General features: G+C 48.4%; 18 protein-coding genes and 1 pseudogene. 11 read left to right on the top strand and 8 right to left on the bottom strand.

All coding sequences use genetic code 11. From position 1 onward, the window contains the following. A pseudogene (locus BRW63_RS28550) lies at nt 1-284 on the top strand (hypothetical protein); the annotation flags it as partial. Nucleotides 285-356: 72 nt separating this feature from the next. Here BRW63_RS28550 and BRW63_RS22890 read toward each other — a convergent pair. Next, entirely contained in the window at nt 357-1,154 is a 798-nt protein-coding gene (locus BRW63_RS22890) for an HAD family hydrolase (RefSeq protein ID WP_073074696.1), read from the bottom strand. A gap of 230 nt (nt 1,155-1,384) precedes the next feature. Between BRW63_RS22890 and BRW63_RS22885 the strand changes: the two genes are divergently transcribed. After that, the gene (locus tag BRW63_RS22885; protein WP_073074695.1) at nt 1,385-1,993 is read left to right on the top strand and encodes a (2Fe-2S) ferredoxin domain-containing protein; all 609 of its coding nucleotides are present in this window, start codon (nt 1,385-1,387) and stop codon (nt 1,991-1,993) included. 56 nt (nt 1,994-2,049) lie between these two features. Beyond that, nucleotides 2,050-2,307 carry a TIGR03643 family protein gene (locus BRW63_RS22880; RefSeq protein ID WP_073074694.1) on the top strand — a complete coding sequence of 86 codons (258 nt, stop codon included), beginning with the start codon at nt 2,050-2,052 and terminating at the stop codon, nt 2,305-2,307. A gap of 82 nt (nt 2,308-2,389) precedes the next feature. On the opposite strand, the gene BRW63_RS29810 is transcribed toward BRW63_RS22880, so the two are convergent. Next, nucleotides 2,390-5,407 carry a DUF4912 domain-containing protein gene (locus tag BRW63_RS29810; protein ID WP_073074693.1) on the bottom strand — a complete coding sequence of 1,006 codons (3,018 nt, stop codon included), beginning with the start codon at nt 5,405-5,407 and terminating at the stop codon, nt 2,390-2,392. A 215-nt stretch (nt 5,408-5,622) separates the two neighbouring features. Between BRW63_RS29810 and BRW63_RS22870 the strand changes: the two genes are divergently transcribed. The 6 genes from BRW63_RS22870 (at nt 5,623) to cysK (ending at nt 11,022) form a co-directional block, all read left to right on the top strand. Beyond that, a complete protein-coding gene (locus tag BRW63_RS22870) occupies nt 5,623-9,123 on the top strand; it encodes a type ISP restriction/modification enzyme (protein WP_073074692.1) in 3,501 nt (1,166 codons plus the stop codon). A 20-nt stretch (nt 9,124-9,143) separates the two neighbouring features. Further along, nucleotides 9,144-9,353 (top strand): hypothetical protein, encoded by a 210-nt coding sequence (locus BRW63_RS22865; RefSeq protein WP_073074691.1) that lies wholly within the window; start codon nt 9,144-9,146, stop codon nt 9,351-9,353. Further along, nucleotides 9,350-9,616, top strand: coding sequence for a type II toxin-antitoxin system RelE family toxin (locus BRW63_RS22860; RefSeq protein ID WP_073074690.1), 267 nt, complete (start codon nt 9,350-9,352; stop codon nt 9,614-9,616). The genes BRW63_RS22865 and BRW63_RS22860 overlap by 4 nt, the downstream gene beginning before the upstream one ends. Nucleotides 9,617-9,630: 14 nt before the next feature. Beyond that, on the top strand, nt 9,631-9,834 hold the full coding sequence (locus BRW63_RS22855; RefSeq protein WP_073074700.1) for a type II toxin-antitoxin system HicB family antitoxin: 204 nt from the start codon (nt 9,631-9,633) through the stop codon (nt 9,832-9,834). After that, entirely contained in the window at nt 9,831-10,007 is a 177-nt protein-coding gene (locus BRW63_RS22850) for a type II toxin-antitoxin system HicA family toxin (RefSeq protein WP_073074689.1), read from the top strand. The genes BRW63_RS22855 and BRW63_RS22850 overlap by 4 nt, the downstream gene beginning before the upstream one ends. Before the next feature lie 70 nt (nt 10,008-10,077). Further along, nucleotides 10,078-11,022, top strand: a complete 945-nt coding sequence (gene cysK, locus BRW63_RS22845) for a cysteine synthase A (RefSeq protein WP_073074688.1) — start codon at nt 10,078-10,080, stop codon at nt 11,020-11,022. A 25-nt stretch (nt 11,023-11,047) separates the two neighbouring features. Here the strand turns inward: cysK and BRW63_RS22840 are convergent, their stop codons facing one another. Together BRW63_RS22840 and BRW63_RS22835 are read right to left on the bottom strand one after the other, a co-directional pair. Beyond that, nucleotides 11,048-11,980: an FTR1 family iron permease gene (locus BRW63_RS22840; RefSeq protein WP_073074687.1), complete on the bottom strand. Its 933-nt coding sequence runs from the start codon at nt 11,978-11,980 to the stop codon at nt 11,048-11,050. A gap of 273 nt (nt 11,981-12,253) precedes the next feature. After that, nucleotides 12,254-13,741, bottom strand: coding sequence for an alpha-amylase (locus BRW63_RS22835; RefSeq protein ID WP_073074686.1), 1,488 nt, complete (start codon nt 13,739-13,741; stop codon nt 12,254-12,256). 507 nt (nt 13,742-14,248) lie between these two features. On the opposite strand from BRW63_RS22835, the gene BRW63_RS22830 reads away from it, so the two are divergent. After that, nucleotides 14,249-15,055, top strand: a complete 807-nt coding sequence (locus tag BRW63_RS22830) for an SWIM zinc finger family protein (RefSeq protein WP_073074685.1) — start codon at nt 14,249-14,251, stop codon at nt 15,053-15,055. Nucleotides 15,056-15,134: 79 nt separating this feature from the next. Next, nucleotides 15,135-15,860 carry a triose-phosphate isomerase gene (tpiA, locus tag BRW63_RS22825; RefSeq protein WP_073074684.1) on the top strand — a complete coding sequence of 242 codons (726 nt, stop codon included), beginning with the start codon at nt 15,135-15,137 and terminating at the stop codon, nt 15,858-15,860. A 98-nt stretch (nt 15,861-15,958) separates the two neighbouring features. On the opposite strand, the gene BRW63_RS22820 is transcribed toward tpiA, so the two are convergent. From BRW63_RS22820 to BRW63_RS22805, 4 genes are all read right to left on the bottom strand, one after another. After that, nucleotides 15,959-16,693: a carbonic anhydrase gene (locus BRW63_RS22820; RefSeq protein ID WP_073074683.1), complete on the bottom strand. Its 735-nt coding sequence runs from the start codon at nt 16,691-16,693 to the stop codon at nt 15,959-15,961. A gap of 362 nt (nt 16,694-17,055) precedes the next feature. Further along, nucleotides 17,056-18,111 carry an adenylate/guanylate cyclase domain-containing protein gene (locus BRW63_RS22815; RefSeq protein WP_073074682.1) on the bottom strand — a complete coding sequence of 352 codons (1,056 nt, stop codon included), beginning with the start codon at nt 18,109-18,111 and terminating at the stop codon, nt 17,056-17,058. Nucleotides 18,112-18,225: 114 nt separating this feature from the next. Continuing rightward, on the bottom strand, nt 18,226-20,115 hold the full coding sequence (locus BRW63_RS22810) for a sensor histidine kinase (RefSeq protein ID WP_073074681.1): 1,890 nt from the start codon (nt 20,113-20,115) through the stop codon (nt 18,226-18,228). A 366-nt stretch (nt 20,116-20,481) separates the two neighbouring features. Next, the gene (locus tag BRW63_RS22805; protein ID WP_073074680.1) at nt 20,482-21,810 is read right to left on the bottom strand and encodes an AAA-like domain-containing protein; all 1,329 of its coding nucleotides are present in this window, start codon (nt 21,808-21,810) and stop codon (nt 20,482-20,484) included. Nucleotides 21,811-21,920: the final 110 nt, after the last annotated feature.

Genomic DNA, 21,920 nt, shown 5'->3' with positions numbered 1-21,920 from the left:
AAGCCATCTGGGCATTGCTGCGCGATGCCACTGACTCAGCCCTCAAATTCATTGCCTACCTGCAAACCCATCGCACCCGAATTCCTGATTACCAAGCGTTGCAACAGGCAGGGGTTACGATTGGGTCGGGGGCAGTGGAATCGTTAGTGAAACAAATCAATCGCCGCTTGAAGATTTCAGGGGCACAGTGGAGTGCTCACAATGTGCCTCAAGGGCTGAAGCACCGCTCTGCTTATCTCAATGGCGATTTCACGCGCTCTCAACCTTGGCTCAGGGTTGGCTGATTGAATTGAGTAGTTATGCTCATCGCAAAGGTGAGATGCTCCCGTCTCATCAACCTCATGAGAAAAACTGAATTACTTGGTTTGTTGTGGCACCCAAGTTGCAAAATCTTGCGTGAATTGTTCTAGTGACAAAAGATGGATGCGATCGTCGTCTAAGATCGATTGTTGATCGGCGATCGTGTTATAGCCCCAATCCGCTAAAAACAACATCACATTCTCTAATCCTTGCTGTTTTTTGACCGCTTCTAATGTCTTTAGTCGATCCTCAACAAACCAGATCGAAGTCTTTTCTCCATACTCTGCATTCAGTTCTTTGAGAATTTGATATTTCGGGCGTTTAACTTCTTTGCCATAAATCTGTTGGTCTGTCAGCGTAATGCCCTGCTGTTGCAACAGTTGTTTAATAAAGCGTCCTTCTTTAGTGCTGATGATCACGCAGTCAGTCGAACTCGCTAATTCCTCGCGCAGCCGCTCAATCACCCCTGGATAGAAGCGATGCTCACCTAACCAGCTATCAAGATCCGTTGCGATCCACTGATCTCGGATGTCATCTACGATCGCGCTGACACTCGCGGCATCTAACGCATCTTCTATGATGATTTGGGCGGCGATCGTGACCCAGTTTTGAAAAATTTTGCGTTCCTCGATGCCTAAAACTAGCGCTCGAATTAGAATCGGCATCTCCCAGCCCGTCTCAACCACTGGGCGCAACCGATAAAACTTTGGCGCTAAATCTTCGATCGGAGTCAAATCATCGGGCTGCCAGATGTGGCAATAGGCTCGCCACGCCGTTTGAAAATATTCTCTCAGCCCATCACAGACAACCCCGTCAAAATCGAGTGCGAGAACGATCGGGTGACTTGCAGACATAGCGCTTTCAAAGAGTGCAGCATCCACACTATCGCATGACACTGATCTGATAAGGGTTAAGAGCGCGATCGCTCATGTCAATTCTTAAATTCTTAATGAGAATAGTTTGCAAATAGAAAAGTTTGCTGTAATCTTAAGAGATAAACGTTGTTGAATATTATTTTCAACAAAGCAACACCTTTCAGCCCAGCAAAGATTTCTCTAATAATTTGCGACCTCGGAGTTTGATAATGGGAAAGTCCAAGACCAGCCAAGTCAACGCGTTCAGCTTAGAAGGGCGCTTTCTCGGATATGAGATCGAAGACGGCTACAAAATTAAGCGATTGCAGCTTGCCACCGCCGAGGGTGAATGTTCGCTAAAGCTGACCAAAGAAGCGCGGGCTGGGCTAGGTCAAGTCTTGGTTCCGGGTGACTGGGTGCAGGTGTCTGGAAGAAAGAAGGTCGATCGAGCCACCCATCTCATCAAGCTAAAAGTCGATTTTATTAAACCGATCATTCCGACGGCTGCGCCCGCTCTAGTCAAGCTATCTTCTCAACAAAAACCGTCAGAGACGATTCTAGTCTGCCAAAAATCAGGCTGCATGAAGCGAGGCGGCAAAGCCGTTTGTCAGGCGTTAGAAACGGCACTCAGCGATCGCGGACTCGACGATCAAGTTGCTATCAAAGGCACAGGCTGCATGAAAAATTGCGGCAAAGGGCCCAATGTCGTGATGCCCGGAAAAGCCCGCTACTGCAAAATTGGGGCAGAAGAAATTCCCGATCTGGTTGACAAGCATTTTCCGGCGATCGCACCCGTCAAACCCGGCGAAGAAAGCCGCAAATTACTCCCCGTAAGATAGTCGTTTTTGAATCGACTAACCTAATAGAATGGTCGAAAGCGAGTTTTACGGCAGAGATGGATCTAGCAGAGATAGATAGCGAAACAATTGATCGCATTCTCGAAATGGCGTGGGAAGATCGGACGACGTTTGAGGCGATCGAGCTTCAGTTTGGCTTGACCGAACCGCAGACGATCGCCTTAATGCGTCGTGAGATGAAACTTTCTAGCTTTCGGATGTGGCGTGAGCGAGTCACTGGACGCGACACCAAACATCTGAAGAAACGAGAATTTATCTCAGGGAGATTTCGATCTCAAAACCAAAGGGGATCTTGAGCGCACATTTCTGACGGTGTTAATGAGTCTCCAAGGAAAAGGTGCCTACGGGAAGGGCGAATATGGCTCCGCCCTCATCTTTCTAAAAAATCCATTCGTCCTGAGCTTCGTTTTTGGTGTTTGTGTTGCGCTGGGGCGTTTCGCGAGTGAACTTCATGTGAATCGATCGCATCTGCTCACCATCGGCAGCAATGGCAATGATCGGATACCGGATGACTCCATCTTGGAACAACAGTTGGAACCGGAACGTGCCATCAGGGTTAAGTTGGATCGGGTTGCCGTCGATCGTCACCTTTGCATCAGGTTCGGTTGCGCCATAAACAATCAGTTCTGCATCGGCAACTAACCAGAAGTTACGCGGACGGATAGGAGGAGCCGATGCCGAAAAGCCGATTCCCGACATTCCGATTCCCGACATTCCGATTCCTGAAGGCGTTGGCCATGCTCCTATTCCGACTCCAGATTGCAAACCAAAAGAGCTGATTGATTGTTGAGGCACCTGCTGCATAGAACCGAACAGAGAACCCTCCACTCGTTGCGATTCGGCAGATTGTGCTATGCCAAAGATTCGATCGTAAATCGGATTAGCGACTGCCTCAGTTTCAGTTTGCTTGCTAGGAGGCACCAATTCTAAGAAGGTTTTACCCCGCAGGTCTTCTTGCCAGTCGATCGTCACAAATTGGTCTTCAACCCAGTCAGAAGGATAAGTCGGAGGAATTCGGATCGGCGTAGATCGTGCCAGCATCAGCCAGCGACCGTCACGGGTGAGATAGCCGATTTCAACAAGATAGTCACGATCGCTCACCGGAATTGAAAGATACCAATCTCGTGCCATTTCGTCGCAGTCAAACTGCTGCATGCTGTGAGGGGTTTGCTGATTGACTTCGATATCGGTGACATCATAGAGCCGCAGCACCAACTTTTCTCCGCCTTGCTGTCGCACTTCAGATTTGTGCTCGTTAGAAATATCCCAGTAGGTATAGCCCCACTGCGGATTCCGAGGCAGCAGCACAATTCGACTTTCCCCATAGCCCTCTGGTAAATCTGGCAATTCTTGATCAACGGTTGCTAAAGTTTCACTGCTGAGGTCAGTTTGCCCGACATCAAATTTAGCGGCTTCGACCTCAGATTGGGCCCGATCGTCATCGCTCAACGCCCAAGCAGCCACTCCCGCAGCAGCGGCTCCGCCGACTAGCCCCGCAGAGATGATCGGAGAACCCACATCAGTCAAGGCTGAAGCAGAAGTTGCTTCGTCTAGATCGAGTTCGGTTGGGTCGTCAGCGATCGCGTTTGGCAAGTCAGCATCCAAGTCGTCGATCGTGTCGAAGGTCGAGAGCGCTGCTTCGATCTCTAAATCTTCGTCCGTGGCCACCTCTGGCGATGTTGAAAGCACATCAGGGCTAGTCTCAGGAGAAGTATCTTGCGATCGAGCCGTCCAAGCTGCGGCTCCACTCGCTAAAGCTGCACCACCTAATGCTGCACCTATAGGTACATCACCTGTGGGCGTGAACGGTGGCTCTGATGTTGCGTCAGTGACATTAGAAGCCGTTGAATCTGTAGGCTCGATCGACTCAGAAGGGATCAGAGGCGGTTCTGTAAGTTCTTGAGGATCAGAGCGATCTGAAGAATCGCTAGAACGATTTGCCCAAGCTGCGGCTCCTGCCCCGGCTGCTAACGCGGCTCCACCTGCGATCGCGGCATCTCCAATCAGGTTAGGCGCTGGTGAATTTGGTGAAGTCGTTTCTAGCGGGGTGTCGCCAATTTCAAGGGAAGGTTGTTCTGCGATCTCGGCACGATCGGAGCTAATCACCGACCCGGCTCTAGAGGCAAGGTTAGGGTTCTCAGCCGGGGCTGTGAGATCGGGCGCGGGTGGAATAGCAGTGGGTTCTGGAGCGGGCTGGACTGGAGCGATTGGCTCGATCTGTCTTTCTGCGATCGTTTCAGGCGTATTGCGACGGTTTTTTAGCCACCAAGAAAGCAACCCTAGTAAGCCTAGAGGCAATAGCCACCAAAGCCACGGCGAAATGCCTCCATCCACTTGAGCAGATCTGGCATCAGCTACTGCCCCAGGTGTAGCCGTAGAAGACGCACCCGCATTAGGAGATGCCGACACTGTTGGAGAAGTTCCCCCATCTGGAGACGCGCTTGGGGTTGGGGATGCAGTCGTTGCTGGGGCAGCATTAAGTGCGGCAGCCGTGCCAGCAGCGCTTCCGGCGGCAAGCACAGCGGGATCGAACTGGGCAGATTGAATAGTCTGTTGCGCGTCTGGTGCAGAGGCAGCGCCCAAGAAGGCCGCGATCGCTGGACTAGGATTTGGGCCTTTATAGACATAAACCAACGGCTGCGAGAAGGGATATTTGGGGTCAGTCGGAAGCACGTTGTGCATGGGCAACACCTTCAACCCGGCGGCTTCTCGTGCTTGACTGACGATCGTGTAGCCGATGCCATCGGTTCCTAGCTGAGAAATCACGGTTGCAGTGCTGTCTTCTGGAAGTCGTGCGGTGGTTGCGCCCGATTTAAAGGGAGCTGCTTTAAAGACCGGATAGTTGCGAAAAGCTTGACGAGTATCACTGATTTCGGGGCGATCGACGACGCGAATCTTGCCAGGAGAGCCGCCAACTTCTGACCAGTCAGTGATCTCCCCACGAAAGATCTTGGCAAACTGCTCGCCCGTGATGCTGCCATTAAATCGGTTATTAGACCCGATCACGATCGCGATTTTGTCTCGTGATAGTGGAACTGCAATCAAGCCTTTGGCTTTTTCTTGAGGAGTGAGGGCGCGACCGATCGCTGCAATATCAGTTTTGCCATCTAAAACGGCTTGCAGCGCGGCTGGAGTTCCGTCATAGCCAACGGTGACGCTTGTACCTGGAAACTGTGTCTCAAATCGCTGTTTTAGCGCTTGGTTAGCGGTTGCCATACTGCTTGAGCCATCAATCCGAACGGTTGTCCCGGTTGGCAGCAGAACCGTCGGGCTAGCAGTGGGAGCCTGTGCCAACCCTGGAGGCGCGACAAAGGGGATCGCTAAAGGTTGAGATGCCGCTACGATCGCGGCTAACAGCGCCAGATTGATGAGAGAAGTATCTTTTTTTTCAAACATTGGGCTTTCAGCAACACACAGTTCAGGTTGAAATTCATTCTGACAAAAGACGTGCTAATTATATAGTCTTCCTCTCAAATTTCAGCTTGAGTAGAGTAATTGCTTGGGGGATATCTGAGAAGCGATCGTTTGTCTCAGGGTGACGGCATTAAGGTAGAGAAGACAGCAAATAGGTCTCAGACATCTTCTTAAAGTCTATTTCCGAGAAAATCGCTATGAGTGCTTTTGAAACTTACATTCGAGATTTGCAAGAGATTCGGGCGACGGGGGCAGCCGTTAAGGAGACTTCTTATTATGGGGCGTTAGAGAAGCTGTTGAATGAGTTGGGTAAGACGCTAAAGCCCAAGGTGCGCTGTGTGATGCAGTTGAAGAATATCGGCGGGGCGGGAATGCCGGATGGGGGTTTGTTTAGTGCTAGTCAGTTTCAGAAGAAGACAGGAGACACGCCCGCTAATCCCACAAATCCAGAGAGAGGCGTGATTGAGATTAAGGGAACCGGGGATGATGCCTGGGTGATTGCTCAGACTCAGCAAGTTTCTAAATATTGGAATCAGTATCGTCAGGTGTTGGTGACGAACTATCGAGATTTTGTGCTGATTGGGCAAGATGCCAGTGGGCAGCCTGCGACGCTGGAAACCTACCGTCTCGCTAAAAATGAGGCAGAGTTTTGGCAGAAGGCAAAGAATCCTAAGCAATTTGCCCAAGAGCAAGAAGAACAAGTCACTGAATATCTAAAGCGGGTGATGCTTCAGTCTGCCAGCATTGCCAGCCCGCAAGATCTGGCGTGGTTTTTGGCTTCTTATGCAAAGGATGCGAAGGCACGAGTTGAGAAGACGGATTTGCCTGCATTAGAGACGCTGCGAAAGGCGTTAGAAGAGGCGTTAGGAATTGCGTTTACGGGTGATAAGAAAGACCCGAAGAAGGGAGAGCGATTTTTTAAGTCTACGCTGATTCAAACGTTGTTTTATGGCATTTTTTCGGCGTGGGTGTTGTGGCACAAGCAGCAAGAACAGGGGCGATTTGATTGGCGGGTGGCGGGTTATTATCTGCACGTTCCGATGATTAAGGCGTTGTTTGAGAAGGTGGCGACTGCAACTCATGTTCGCAAGCTGGATTTAGAAGAGGTGTTGAATTGGACGGGGGAGGCGTTGAATCGAGTCGATCGCACGGCGTTTTTCTCGAAGTTTGATGAGGGGCAAGCCGTTCAATATTTCTATGAGCCGTTTTTGGAGGCGTTTGATCCGACTTTACGCAAGGAGTTAGGGGTTTGGTATACGCCACCAGAGATTGTGCAATATATGGTGGCGCGGGTAGACACAGTATTGCGCGAAGAGTTGCAGATCGAAGATGGGTTAGCTGACCCAAATGTCTATATTCTTGACCCTTGTTGTGGAACGGGCGCGTTTTTGGTGGAAGTGTTGAAGCGAATTGAAACCAATTTGCAGGATAAGGGGATGGGGGCGCTGGTTGGTTCGCAGTTAAAGGAAGCCGCGATGAAGCGGGTGTTTGGGTTTGAGATTTTGACGGCTCCGTTTGTGGTGGCGCATTTGCAGTTGGGGCTGCTGTTGCAAAATTTGGGGGTGCCGTTGAGTGATGAAGAGGAACGGGTGGGGGTGTATTTGACGAATGCGCTGACGGGATGGGAGCCGCCCACAGAGGAAGCTAAAGCTAAATATAAACAGCTTTCAATTTCTTATCCTGAACTTGAGCAAGAACGAGAAGCAGCAGATGAAGTCAAACAAAATAGACCTATCCTAGTTGTTTTAGGAAATCCGCCCTACAACGCTTTCTCTGGTATTAGTCCAAAAGAAGAACAAGGACTCGTTGATCTTTACAAGCAAGGATTAATTAGCGAATGGGGAATCAAAAAATTTAACCTTGATGATCTTTATATTCGTTTCTTTAGGCTGGCAGAGCATTGTGTTACTGAACAAAAACCGACTAAAGGGGTTGTTTGTTATGTCTCTAACTTTTCCTACCTCAGCGATCCTTCTTATGTTGTGATGCGGCAGCGATTTTTAAAGGAATTTGATAAACTCTGGTTCGACTGCATGAATGGGGATAGTAGAGAAACAGGGAAAGTAACCCCAGAAGGCAAGCCAGATCCTTCTGTTTTTTCAACGGAATACAATCGCGAAGGCATTCGAGTTGGCACAACAATTGGTTTAATGGTTCGCCAAGAAGAGCGTAGTTCAAATCCAACCGTCTACTTCCGTCATTTCTGGGGTGTAACTAAGAGGGCAGATTTACTTGTGAGTTTAGATGCTTCAAGTTTTGACGCAGCTTATATAACTGCACAACCAATTCGAGACAACCGCTTTTCATTTCGTCCAAGAAGTATCAGTTTTGATTATTTGCAGTGGGCAAAACTCACTGAATTATGTTCAGAAGCTTCTAGCAACGGTCTGATGGAAAAGCGAGATGATGCATTGATTGATCTAGATAAACAAGCTCTTGAAGAGCGAATGGAGATGTATTACGATCCCAGTACTAATTGGGAAGTTCTAGAAACTTTAGGGACGGGTCTCACAAGAGATGCTGCAAGATTTGATGCTCAAAAAACAAGAACAAAAGTTATCAAAACTGAAAGTTATAACTCGCAGCACATCTTTCGCTATGCAATGCGTCCATTTGATTTTCGCTGGTGTTATTACAGTTCAGTTCGACCTTTGTGGAATGAGCCTAGACCCAACCTTTATGCCCAATGTTGGGAAGGAAATTCATTTTTACTAAGCCGTGTAAAGGCTTCAAAGTCATCTGAAGGTTGCCCTTTCTACTTTGTAAAAGGTTTGTCCGATGACCATTTACTATCTCCAGATGCATCTTGTTTTGCTTTAAGGCTCGTACCAACAACTTCTAAACGTCTAAAGCAAGCTCCAGGGCAAATAGGAATTCAAGGCATCTCTGATACTTCTGCTCAAGAACCGATCGCAAATTTGTCTAATACTGCTCGTGCTTATTTTCAATCACTGGGTATCTCTAACCCTGATACAGATGCAGAAACGGCTGCTCTAATTTGGATGCACGCCCTAGCGATCGGCTATTCACCTGCTTATCTAGAAGAAAATGCCGATGGAATTCGTCAAGACTTTCCACGCATCCCACTTCCTAACGATCGCGAAACTCTAATCACCTCTGCAACGCTCGGTCGTCAAATTGCCGCACTCCTCGATCCAGAAACCCCCGTTCTCGGTGTCACCTCTGGTAAACTTCGTCCTGAATTGAAAACCATTGCCGTTGTCTCCCGTGTTGGCACTGGCAACCTAGACCCAAACACCGACTTTGCCCTCACCGCAGGCTGGGGTCACGCAGGACAAAACAACGTCACCATGCCCGGAAAAGGAAAAGTCAGCGATCGACCCTACACCCCAGAAGAACAAACCGCGATTACCCTTTTGGGGAACTGCGAAGCAACCGCAGAAGTCATTGATCAACTTGGCACCAATACCCGTGACATTTACCTCAACGACATCGCCTATTGGAAAAATATCCCCGATCGCGTCTGGAGTTATACGATCGGTGGCTATCAGGTGATCAAAAAATGGTTGAGCTATCGAGAACAAGAATTGCTGGGGCGATCGCTCAAACAAGAAGAAGTCATTGAAGTTACTCAGATGGCACGACGCATTACAGCCATCTTGCTGTTAGAACCTGAATTAGATGCAAATTACCAAGCAGTAAAACAGTCAACCTATCCTTGGTCAGCCCAAAAGTAATCAATTATGGAGGAAATACGATGTCTGAAAACACATTAAACACAAGCCAGCTTAAAGAACTGATCAAAACAGCGATCGTTGAGATCTTGCAAGAACAGAAAGAAGTCTTTACAGACATTATTGTTGAAGCAATGGAAGATATCGCCTTGGCAAAGGCAATTGAGGAAGGCGAAACCACTGAACCTGTCAGTCGAGAAGCCATCTTCAAAATCTTAAGTCAGCAGCCATGAACGTTGAATTCAGAAAAAGTTTTGAAAAAGATCTCAGTAAAATTAGAGATGCGGAGCTATTGAAAAGAATTCAAGCAGTTATTGAAGAAGTTGAATCTGTTAATAATTGGACAAACTTAACTAATGTCAAAAAACTAAAAGCATCGGGAGATTACTACCGCATTAGAGTAAGCGACTACCGAATTGGGCTTTCTGTAAGCGAGGACACTGTAGTTTTCGTTCGTGTACTGCATCGAAAAGAAATCTATCGTTACTTCCCGTAATGGAGAAAATCAAGATGAAATGGCGCGTAGTCCTTGAGCATGATCCAGAAACAGAAGATTGGGCAGTCTGGTGTCCAGAATTACCGGGCTGTGCCTCGGCAGGAGAAACCAAGGAAGAAGCCCTAGACGATATCCGTGAAGCGATCGAACTATATCTCGACCCTGAACCGCTTGAATTATCCGAAGGAGCCATTATCAAAGAGGTTACGATCGGATGAGTCGAACTCGGCGGATGAACACAAATGAAGTTGAGAAAATTCTTCAGCGCTACGGCTTTGTTCTAATCTCTCAAAAAGGAAGCCATCGCAAGTGGCGAAATCTTGAGCCTCAACTTCAGGTGACGGAGAATCTGCTAAAGGTGAGATTTACTGAGCAACGCATTAAACGCTAAATTATTCAAATATGCTTATCGTCGTGTGCCCGATCGTGCATTCACTCCCACGAATTCCATTAATACTATTATGCGAATTGCTCACGATATTACTCAACTCATCGGGCACACGCCGCTAGTGCAACTCAATCGAATTCCTCAAGCCGAGGGATGTGTTGCCAGAATCGTCGTCAAACTAGAAGGCATGAATCCCGCGTCGTCGGTTAAAGATCGCATTGGCATCAGCATGATTCAACACGCTGAAACTACAGGCTGGATTCACCCCGGCAAAACGCTCTTAGTCGAACCCACGTCTGGCAACACCGGAATCGCCCTGGCAATGGTCGCCGCCGCAAAAGGCTATCGGCTGCTGCTTACCATGCCCGACACCATGAGCACAGAGCGACGGGCCATGCTCAGAGGCTATGGCGCTCAATTAGAATTAACGCCGGGCACGTTGGGGATGAAAGGCGCGATCGCCCGTGCCGAAGAGATTGCCGCAAATACTCCCAATGCGTTTATGCTGCAACAGTTTAAAAATCCGGCAAATCCTCAAGTCCATCGCGAAACCACCGCCGAAGAAATTTGGGCTGACACCGATGGACAAGTTGATTTTTTAGTCGCTGCCGTTGGCACAGGTGGCACGATTACGGGCATTGCCGAGGTGATCAAGTCGCGCAAGCCTGAGTTTAAAGCGATCGCCGTCGAGCCAAAAAACAGTCCTGTGCTGTCGGGTGGGCAACCGGGCGCTCACAAGATTCAGGGCATCGGAGCGGGGTTTGTGCCTAACATCATGCGATTGGATTTGGTAGACGAGATTATTCAGGTAACGGATGAAGAATCTATCGCATATGGTCGCCGATTAGCCAGAGAAGAAGGGTTGTTATCAGGCATTTCTACAGGGGCAAATTTGTCGGCAGCCATTCAGATCGCACAGCGCCCCGAAAATGCGGGCAAACTGATTGTGATGATTCAGCCCAGCTTTGGTGAGCGCTATTTGAGTACGGCTCTCTTCCAAGACCCAGAAAACTGGTGAAGTGGGTCATTGCTTGGAAAAGATTCTAGTTTTCGGCAGGTTTGCGATTTGCGTTCAACATTGTCCAACCTGTGAGACTTTGCAAATAGATGCTGCCCACAGTGGTTAAGAAGGCGATGTAAGCGATCGCTTCCACCCAATACAAGCGATCGACATACCCAAACAATGTGTGCAGAATAATGCCGGGAAACTGTCGATCGGGCAGCACGCCATGCAGATTCCAGACGAGCGAGCCGAGAAAACAGGAGGTTTGAGAAACGCAGATAGCGGCATATTGCGGATCGAGTTGTGCCAGCATTGCAAACGCCTTATCAAAGTGCGCCAGTGCTGAAATCACCAACCCAGACACAATCAGCAATAAGAAAACGCCCATCACCTGAAAAAACACTCGCAGGTTAATTTTGACTCCCCACTTGAAGAGAAGCACTCCGATCGCCGTTGCCATGATCAATCCGGCCACCGCTCCAAATGCCGGAATCCAACCCTGCTGAAATTTGGCGGCAATAAAAACGACAGTCTCAAATCCTTCTCGCAAAACCGCCACAAAGATTAGCCAAAAAACGCCCCATCCCGCCCCCGACTTGGCTTGAAGGGCATTGCTAATCTCATTTTCGACCTGACCTTTGAGCGATTTTGCTTGTCGCGTCATCCAGACAAGCATCCAACTTAGCAGAGCGATCGCGATCACTCCAAACACCCCTTCTAAAAAAGGCTTTAAGACTGGGGCATAAGGCTGATCAGACACCTCTAACGCCTGAATCGTCCACCCAAACAAAACCCCAACTAAAACACTGGCAAAAACGCCCGTTCCGATTCCGCTATAGACCCAGGAATTTAGGGAAGATTGACCTGCTTTGTTGAGATAAGCCATGACAATCCCCACGACGAGAGCGGCTTCAACCCCTTCTCGCAGCGTGATCACAAACGTTGGAATTGCAGCACTAAAATCGACAGGCATAGGTTAGTTTTTATGAGAAGTTGGCAACCTTCTATAAAACTAACAGCAAATAAAACTTCTAGCTCTTGTATTTGAGTGAGCGATCGTGGATTAAATTAACGTCAGTTCGACGAGTTTTTTCGCTTCGTTGTCAGCGGCTTCTGCCCCCTAAATCCCCCATCCTGGGGGACTTTGAACCGGAAATTTTGGCTTGAAGTCCCCCAATTTTGGGGGATTTAGGGGGCAGCCCGGATTTGCAACCGCAGCGAGAAGCTTCATCGAATTCACGTTTGATTAGGTTGATGATGGTTGCGGAACCCACACTGACACTGATCCACCCTGGCATCGAAACTCGCCCCAGCCGTACTCATTGGTGACAACGGGTTCGCTGATGTGTTCGGTGAGGTCAATATAGGTGCAGTTGGGGTGTCCTACTTCCATGCATTTCCAACCTTCAGAGCCGTTGCTCAACACCACTGCCATGCCACCAGGGTGTTCAGCATCGCCTAAGCGCGTCCAGCCGATCGTGTTGGGGTGGTCAAAATAGTTGTATTGATCCCCATAGCTGTAAGTCCGACGCGCCAACAAGAATTTGTCGAGCAGTTCGCGATGGCTATCCATCCAAATTTCATACTCGTTGCCATCTCTTCCACGATCGCGGTAGTGTGCCCCGTAGTAATCGCCGTAGAAAATGCAGGGATAACCCTCACGACGCAGCAAAATCAGCGCGTAAGCAAGCGGCTTGAACCAAGATTCAACGATCGACTCTAAAGACTGCAAAGGTTGAGAATCATGGTTTTCGACCAGCGTCACGGCGAGACAGGGCTGCTGCTGAACGAGGGTGTTGTCAAAAATCTGCCGCATATCATAGCCGTCGCCGCCAACGCTGGCAGCTTGAAAATTGTAGTGCAGCGGGGCATCAAATAGCGCCACTTTTCCTTGAGTCAAGCCGATGAAATGGTGCAAAGCATCGACTTCATAAGACCAATATTCACCTACGGCAAACAGATCTCGCTGCACATAATTGCGGACGTGATCAAACCAATCTTGAAAGAATTCTGCCGAAACGTGTTTAACTGCATCAAATCGGAAGCCATCGACATCGGTGAGGTCTAGATACCATTCGCCCCAATATTTGAGTTCTCCGCGAACTTCAGGATGCTCCATGTCAAGATCACAGCCCATGAGATAGGCATAGCCACCTTTCTCTTGATCTACGTTGTCGTCAAAGCGCTTGCCTTCGAGCAGATAAACCACATTCTCGTTTTGGTGATAGCCGTTGTAGTCGATCGCGTCAAAGTGCCACCAATGCCACTGCATACTGGAGTATTTGTTGCCGCGACCGGGAAAGGTAAAGTGAGTCCAGGATTTGATCGGCTGATAGTCACCGACAACAGCATGACGGTTTTCAGGATCAAATGGGGTTGCAGACTCTTCTTCTTCCGCGTCTGCCCCCATTTTGTGGTTAAACACCACATCGGCATAGACTTCCAGCCCTGCACTTTTCGCCACTTTAATGCCGTTTAGATACTCGCTTTTGGTTCCATACTTGGTGCGGACTGTTCCCTTTTGGTCAAACTCGCCCAGATCAAACAAATCATAGATCCCATAACCGACATCGTATCCGCCACCTGTGCCTTTATAAGCGGGAGGAAGCCAGAGAGCAGTGATTCCAGCCTTTGACAACTCTTCAGCATTTTCTGCAAGCTGATTCCACAAGCTACCATCACTGGGAATATACCAGTGAAAGTATTGCATCATGACACCATTGGGTTCAGACATAAAAGCCCTCGTCTAGAAAGTTACAGTAGTCAGTTTTTTTCGCGCTTAAGCATCGCGAGGAAACAACTTTTGAAGTTTCCTCGCAACACTCAGCTACAAAGGTCAATCAAAAAGATGGGAATTAGAGTTGCCTGAACTTCCTGAGAGCTGCCACTCGTCAGGAGATATGATTTGTTGTTTCCCTATAGCTAAAGAATTTTACGGGGTTTAGCTAAGATTATCTATCTGTCTAGAGAGAAGTCTCAGCGAGACTTCACCCAGACAGGTCACACCTTTCTAGCCTTTACATCTGCCTTTGGCTAGATCGAGTGTCCTTCATTAGGTAGAAGCAGCGTGACTAGAAGCCGTACTGTTGTCTATCTTAGGCATTAGATCGTGAATTAAATAATATCGGTTACTTGCAACGCCACTGGGCACGGCAGTGCCATGCCCCTACGTAAATTCTGTCTTCATCTAATTCGCGATCCTCTATAATTTTGGACATCTACGTTTGCCTCTTCATTGCCCATGACTGATGCTTATTCTCAACCCAGTCGCGAATGGTGGGCACAGCGCTGGATCGATGTTTTAGAATCGTTTGGCTGGACTCGACGCTTGGCACGTGCCCGCACTTATGCCAGAGAAGGCAACGTCTTAAACATCGATTTTCAAAGTGCTAAAGTCTCCGCTAACGTTCAGGGCACTGCCCCAGAACCCTATCAAGTGTCTTTGTCACTCGACCCCTTTAGCGACGATCAGTGGAGCTATGTGATCGAGTCGATGGCAGAACGGGCAATCTTCTCTGCCAAACTGTTGGCTGGAGAAATGCCTCAAACCATTGAAGAAGTGTTTACCGCAAACGGGTTGAGCCTATTTCCGTTTAATAAATTTGATATTCACAGTCGTTGTTCTTGCCCTGATCCGGCAAACCCTTGCAAGCATATTGGGGCAGTTTATTATTTGTTGGGCGATCGCTTCAGTGAAGATCCGTTTGTCTTATTTCAACTGCGGGGTCGCACCAAAGAGCAGATTATTGAAGCGCTACGACAGACGCGCAGTGCCGGGGGCGAAACTTCAGAGGCAGAAGAACCCGTTTCAACAGTTCGCCCCGCCACAACACTGAAGCTCGATCGCTTCTGGCACTATGCCGAACAACTCGAACCAACGCTGATTGTGATCGTTCCGCCTCCTAGTAGTGAGACGGTTTTAGAAGTGCTGGGCACGATTCCTCTCAAACCCGAAGTGCCTGCTAATCAAGCGGCGATGGACTACCTCAAGGCAGTTTATCAAGAAATCAGTCAGCAAGCCGTCCAGATTGCAATGACCACCGAATAATGAGCTGGATTTTTTTCAATTGATCCCTCAAAGCCGTAGACTAAAGGATGCAATTCATCCTGTCTTAACCTGAGTACCCGTGCGAAAAATTGTTATTGCTGGCAACTGGAAGATGTATAAAACCCAGGCAGAAGCCATGGAGTTTTTGCAAGGCTTTAAATCTGAGCTAGACACCACTCCTGACGATCGAGAGATTATTCTGTGTGTCCCGTTTACTGATTTAGATCTTTTGTCTAAAACTCTGCACGGCAGCCGCATTCAAATTGGTGCTCAGAATGTGCACTGGGAGACATCAGGGGCATACACGGGTGAAGTAGCTGCCCCAATGCTGCTCGAAGCGGGGGTGCGCTATGTGATCATCGGTCACAGTGAGCGCAGACAATATTTTGGCGAAACTGATGAAACGGTAAATCTGCGGATTAAAGCGGCTCAAAAAGCCGGGCTGACTCCGATTTTGTGCGTAGGCGAAACCAAACAGCAGCGCGATGCCGGAGAAATCGAGTCTCACATCTTTAGCCAACTTGCAAAAGGCCTAGTAGACGTAGATCAAACCAGTTTGGTGATTGCCTATGAGCCGATTTGGGCGATCGGCACCGGAGACACCTGCGCCTCAACCGAAGCAAATCGGGTGATCGGCTTGATTCGCAGTAAGCTCACTCACTCAAATGTCCCGATTCAATATGGCGGTTCAGTCAAGCCAGACAACATTGACGAAATTATGGCTCAACCTGAAATTGACGGAGCATTAGTCGGCGGCGCAAGTCTTGAGGCAACCAGCTTTGCCCGAATTGTCAACTTTCAGTAAAAGATAGGAGTAACACCTTCCGGCTACGGCTCTACCTCGCCCAGGGATTAATTTCCAGGCGAGATAGAAAACTCGAAGCAACAGATCAAATCTAAAAATTAGCTGGTCACAAGTGACATTTTTCCAGTCGCGAGATCGTACTGTCCGCCTACGATCCGCAGCTTTCCTTGCTTAATTAAGCCAGCTAAAATGGTGGAGCTTTCTGCAAGCTTTTCAACTTGATATTGCACATTAGCAGTAATGGAATTTTGTCCAAGATCTCCCGATTTGGAGCGAACGCGCTCCACGGCAGGTTTGATTTCTTCCACAAACACACCGATTCTTCCTGGCAGCGGATCGCCTTTGACAGCCGCAGCAACTGCACCACATCTTGCGTGCCCCAGCACCACAATCAGTTGCGAACCCAACACGGCTGAGGCAAATTCTAAACTGCCGATCGCCGTTTGGCTAGCAACATTTCCGGCAACCCGTACCACAAATAAATCGCCTAAGCCCTGATCAAATACAATTTCGGCGGGCACTCTAGAGTCAGCGCAGCCCAAAACTGACGCAAATGGATATTGGGCAACCGATGTTTCTTGCAGCCGTAAGCGCGATTGGTGGGGATGCTGTCCCTTGCCATCGACAAATCGTTGATTACCTTCTATCAAAAGTTTGAGGGCAGCATCTGGAGAGACAGGTTGCGGTTTAGCAACAGGAGTCGATTGTTGAGCAAGCGTGACATCTGGTTTCCAGAGCGCACCACTAGCCGCTGTTGCCGCAATTCCAACCCCACAAACACCCGTTAACTTTAAGAAAGAACGGCGATCCACAAATCCATTAATTCGACTCATTCAAAAGCCTCAGATTTATTAACAACTGATTTTTTAGCCTTGCTAAACGCAATTATTATTTGCACTCATTCCCAGCTCTTCTCTCCCAGAAAAAGGGTAGCCAAAGTTTTTGTCACCTGCTCTTTTTGAGAATGGGTGAGGATGGGTTTAACGATTCAACAACGCCAATTTTTCTCAATGGCGATAATTGTTATTCGCCGATAAAAACTCTTAGCGTTTGATATAGATATATCAGAATAGGGATTCAACAAACCATTGGAATATAGCTAGTGAACTATAGTAATCTTCAATGGTTTGTAACGATTATCCCTATACTGCGATTTGCAGAGGTCAGACTTTTGACCGGATCTAAAAGCTGAATTCTACTTTTTGCCTTTGAGCCAGTAGGTGAGCATTTCGCCTTTGCCTTTAACGTCGATCGTGCCGCGTTCTTCAAATACATATTTGTCATGAAGTCGATCGTAGGTTGAGCCAGTGACTTGAATGCGGCCTGCAATGCCATGAGATTCCATACGGCTGGCCATATTCACAGTGTCGCCCCACAGATCGTAGGTAAATTTGTGTGTGCCGATCACACCTGCCACTACTGGGCCCGTGCTGATTCCGATCCGCATGATAAAGGCTTCCCCCGTCTCCTGGTTAAACGTGTCGATCGCCGCCTGCATGTCTAACGCCATCGCCGCGATCGCCTCGGCATGGTTAGGGTTGGGCATCGGCAGACCGCCCACCACCATATAAGCATCTCCAATAGTCTTAATTTTTTCTAAGCCGTGTCGATCGGCGAGTTGATCAAAGGCAGAAAAGATTTTGTTGAGCAGAGTAACGATCTCGATCGGTGATTTTTGAGCCGATAAATGCGTAAACCCTACAATGTCGGCAAACAAGACGGTGGCTTCAGGAAAACTCTCTGCGATCGTGCTGGGGTTTTGCTTAAGTTGGTCGGCAACAGGCTTAGGTAAAATATTTAACAACAGACGTTCTGACTTTTCTTGCTCGATTTGGAGTTCTTTTAAGAAGGCTCGTTCGCGATCGCGCAATCGTTTTTTCTCAAGGCTGGCTTCGGTGCGGGCTTTGAGGAGGGTGGGGTTAAACGGCTTAAAGAGATAGTCTTCGGCTCCGAGTTCGACGCAGCGCACTACGCTGTCGATGTCGTTTAACGCCGAGATCATGATCACCGGAATGTGGCTCAGAGCTGGGTTTGCCTTGAGATGCTCTAACACTTCGTAGCCCGTCATAAAAGGCATCATGATGTCAAGCAAAACCAAGTCAACTGGCTGCTCTTTAAGCAATGCCAGCGCTTGTTGCCCATTTTCTGCCATGACGATGCGGTGCCCTTGGCGCTGAAGACGACGAGCGAGTAAGTCACGGTTGGTTTCGATATCGTCAACAATCAGCACAATTCCCGGTTCATCGCTCATCTAATCGCCTCGTTTAGCCAGCGCCGCATCGGGATTCCCAATGCAACTCGTTGTTTAAATAACAGGTCACTAAAAATATTCTAGGGGTTATTTTCCAGTCAGCATAAATTAGAGCTAATTTTCTGCAACGATGGGTTCGATCGCAGGGTGGTTTGCTTGATTATCTACCTGTATTGGAATTTGCATTGTGAAGGTTGTGCCCTGACCTAATTCGCTTTCGACAGCGATCGCGCCGCCCATCATCTGGCAAAACTTTTGCGCGATCGCCAAACCCAGCCCAGTGCCGCCATATTTGCGAGTGGTAGACGCATCTGCTTGCACAAACGCCTGAAATAATTGAGCGATCTGGTCTTGCGTCATACCGATTCCGGTGTCAGACACTTTGAAAAGGATCACGGGTAAAAGGGAACCAGAATGCCGTTCTTGCTTTTCTACCGTCAGGGTGATTGTCCCGCGATCGGTAAACTTGATGGCGTTGCTAAGTAGGTTATAGAGATTTTGACGGGTTTTGGCGAGGTCGGCATAGAGAGTGCCAATCTGGTGATCGCACTCAACGATTAGCGTATTGCCCGTCTTTTGAACTAGAGGTTGGAGGGTGCTAACGACTTCTTGAACCAAACTCACAAGGTCAAACGATTCTAAGTAAAGATCCATTCTCCCGGCTTCGAGTTTAGAGAAGTCGAGAATGTCGTTGATCAGCGCTAGAAGCTGTTTCCCCGCGCCGCTAATCTTTTGCAAATCGGAGACAAAGTTTGTTTGCTGAGAATCGATCGCGTCTTCTTGCAGCATTTCGCTATAGCCAATAATGGCATTCATCGGAGTTCGCAATTCGTGACTCATGTTGGCTAAAAATTGACCCTTTGCCCAGTTTGCTTCTTCTGCGGCTTCTTTGGCGTTTTTTAACTCAACAGTCGATCGCTGAAGGTCGATCGCACATTGCTCTAAAGCAGTGAGCATCGTGTTGATGGTAAAGCCCAAATTTGCAAGTTCGTCATTGCCCTGCACTGAAACTCTAAGCGATAAATCACTGCTTTCGCCCACGTGACTGACTTCTTGGTTGAGTTGGGTAAGCCGAGACAGCACCAGCTTTTCTAGCAGCAGCAATGTCACGCCCCCAAACACTAAGCCCACCACCATAATCAACAAACTGAGAAACCGAATCGCTTGTTTGCCCTGAGCGTAGATTTCTCTGGGGCTGCTGATCTGCAAAATTAGCGCGGGGTCACCATAGAGATCTCTCAAAAGTGCCGCCCCTGTGATCGTCTTTTCGTCGATCGCGCGGATGGTGATGTCTGCTTTGTCTAGGTCTGGATGAGCGCTTGCCCCAAAACCTTGAGGCATTTTGCCATCGCTCAAGACCTGAAGAGTCAGAGGCGTTTGAATCAGCTTCGCGAGTCGTCCGAGTTCGTCAGCATTTAAGTAGCGACCGATGATCAACGTTCCGCGAATCGCTCCTTTTCTTTCACTGGTGATAATGGGACGCGAGGCAATCATCAGTGCGCCCTCAGACGCGGCAATGATTCCGGCAAAGTTGCTGTCGGGGCTGGTATGTTGCAGCAGTCGATCGTTTACCTTTAAACGCTTCAGCAAAGCGCCTGGAATGGGTGTTTTTTTGCCGTTTTGCAAATCAAATCCGGTGCCAAAAACAATTTTCCCTGATGGATTGACAAAGGCGATCGCATTAACTCTGAGAGTCGCTAACTGAGTGTCAATCAGATTAGACCGAACGAATTCTGCATTCCCATCTTGCACAAATCGATAGGCATCATCCCAGTCTGACCAATCTGAAAACCGCGCGTTAAACTGGTCAAGGTTTTGAGTAAAAACACTCAGCGCTCCTTGGGTGACTTGGCGCGTGTCTCGCTCTTCGGCTTGACGAGAGCTACCGAGCAGCAACGTTGAAGAGACCGCATAAAGCACTCCGTTGAGGCTCACAAGAGTGGCTCCGATCACGAGCAGCGTCCTGCGCCGTAGAGTGAGAAAACTGCTCTTTTCAAGCCTCATGATGCTGCCGTCTTTCTATAAGGATTCAAGCTCAACTCTTATATAACGTGAGTTCGATAGAAGTGGTTCGCTCCGATGGTGAATTTGGGAGAGCTACCTATAATCCCCCAATTTGGGTGACTTCAAGCCAAGATTCCGGTTCAAAGTCCCCCAAATTGGGGGTTTTAGGGGGCAGAAGCCGCTGCGAACGAAGCGAAAAACCTCATCGAACTCACGTTTATATAGAGTGCCAAAAAAAATCAACTGTAAATAATCGATTGATGGAGTTGTGATTTCTCACTCAACCGTCACTCAAGCTATAAAACTTGATTGCCAACCCCGCAGCGTTTCGCCATTGGAGACCGAACTATTCAGTAGTTTAGCTATTTAAGCAGTTGCTAATGCCTGAGCAAAATATTTGCGATAAAGATGACAACTTGGCACCAGTTGCTGATTATAGAGTCGCACCAAGCCTTTGCTTTGTAGCTTAAAGGCTTGAATCGCTTCGACTTCAACCGGAATCGGTGATAACACAACCCGCTTTAAAGCCACCACTAGCTCTGGATATCTCTGCAAATCCCACAATAAGTTTCGCAGGTGCCCGCTATAGATGCTGTCTGTGACGATCGCCGTTTCAACAAGCTGCTTTGAGGTCACGTCTTGCAAGCTCAAATGATGTAGCCCTAACTGCACCAAATAGGGATTTCCGCCTACGAGTGTCAATAGCGCTTTTGCACAGTCTTCTGGGTCATCGACTCCATAGCGTTGCGCCAAGTCTTGCACCTGCTCTTGATTAAAGGGCGACAACTCGATCGCTAACCCGGCATTAAAGGGCGACTGGTGAATATTTAATGGCACATACACCTCAGTGGAATGCACCAGCACGAGTCGCAGTTTTTGCCATAGATCGCTTTTGCCGTCTCCATAGCGAGCTTTCTCATACCAGGCTCTGATCATGCCAAAAAAATCGGTCGCGATTTCTGGGTAGTCAAACACGACATCGACTTCATCAAAAGCCAAGGCTATCGGCGTTTCGATCTCGGTCAGAATGTATTTTTCAAAATAATTGGTGCAGTTATAGCTATTGCCAAACAGATCATCCCAATATTGATCAACCTGATTGGGCAAGCCTAAGTTTTGACTGACGATCGCGCAAAACCACTGCAAAAATCGCTTCAAATCAATGAAGACGGTCGAATCTGCAAGCTGCAAGCTCGAAATGGCGGTGGCAAAATTCTGCTCTCGTGCCTGTGCCAATACGCGCGCTGCCAGAGATGTTTTGCCCATCTGACGAGGAGCCTTGATTCGCAGCAGCGCTCCGGGCTGCAAGATTGCGTCATAACAGATCGACTCGATCGGCGATCGCTGCACATAAAACGCCGAACCGAGCGAAAGTTGCCCACTTAAAGGCACCTGTTGCCGACTGCCAGCGATCGCCGTTTCTGAGTCAGTATAGTCATCCACTCCTAGACTGAGGTCAAATGCCCGAAAGTAGTTTTCTAGAGTTTGCTGATCGACTGCAACTTTGCGGCTTCGCACTCTAGCAAGGGTGTTTGGGCTGAGTCCCGTTCGCTCACTTAACTCTTGAAGCGTGAATGCTTTCCCCAGATTGTTTTGACTCACTGATTGCTGTTCTGCATTCTGCAAGCGCTGCCAGCCTTTTGAGCTAAGGATAATACCTCGTTTTCTTTTGATTTGCTGAGGTGGCTGAGGCATTCGAGTAGTAAGTAACGACACGGGATAGACCAACGGAATTAAGTAGACTGATTAGCTACATAAAGCAAATTTTAATCTTATTTCATAGAGTCTATGCAAAATCTCTTGGA

This window comes from Phormidesmis priestleyi ULC007, assembly GCF_001895925.1.
In the GTDB taxonomy this organism is placed as follows: Bacteria; Cyanobacteriota; Cyanobacteriia; order Leptolyngbyales; family Leptolyngbyaceae; genus Phormidesmis_A; species Phormidesmis_A priestleyi_A.
Note: the sequence above shows the minus strand (reverse complement) of the source record. Positions and strands in the feature narration are given on the sequence as shown.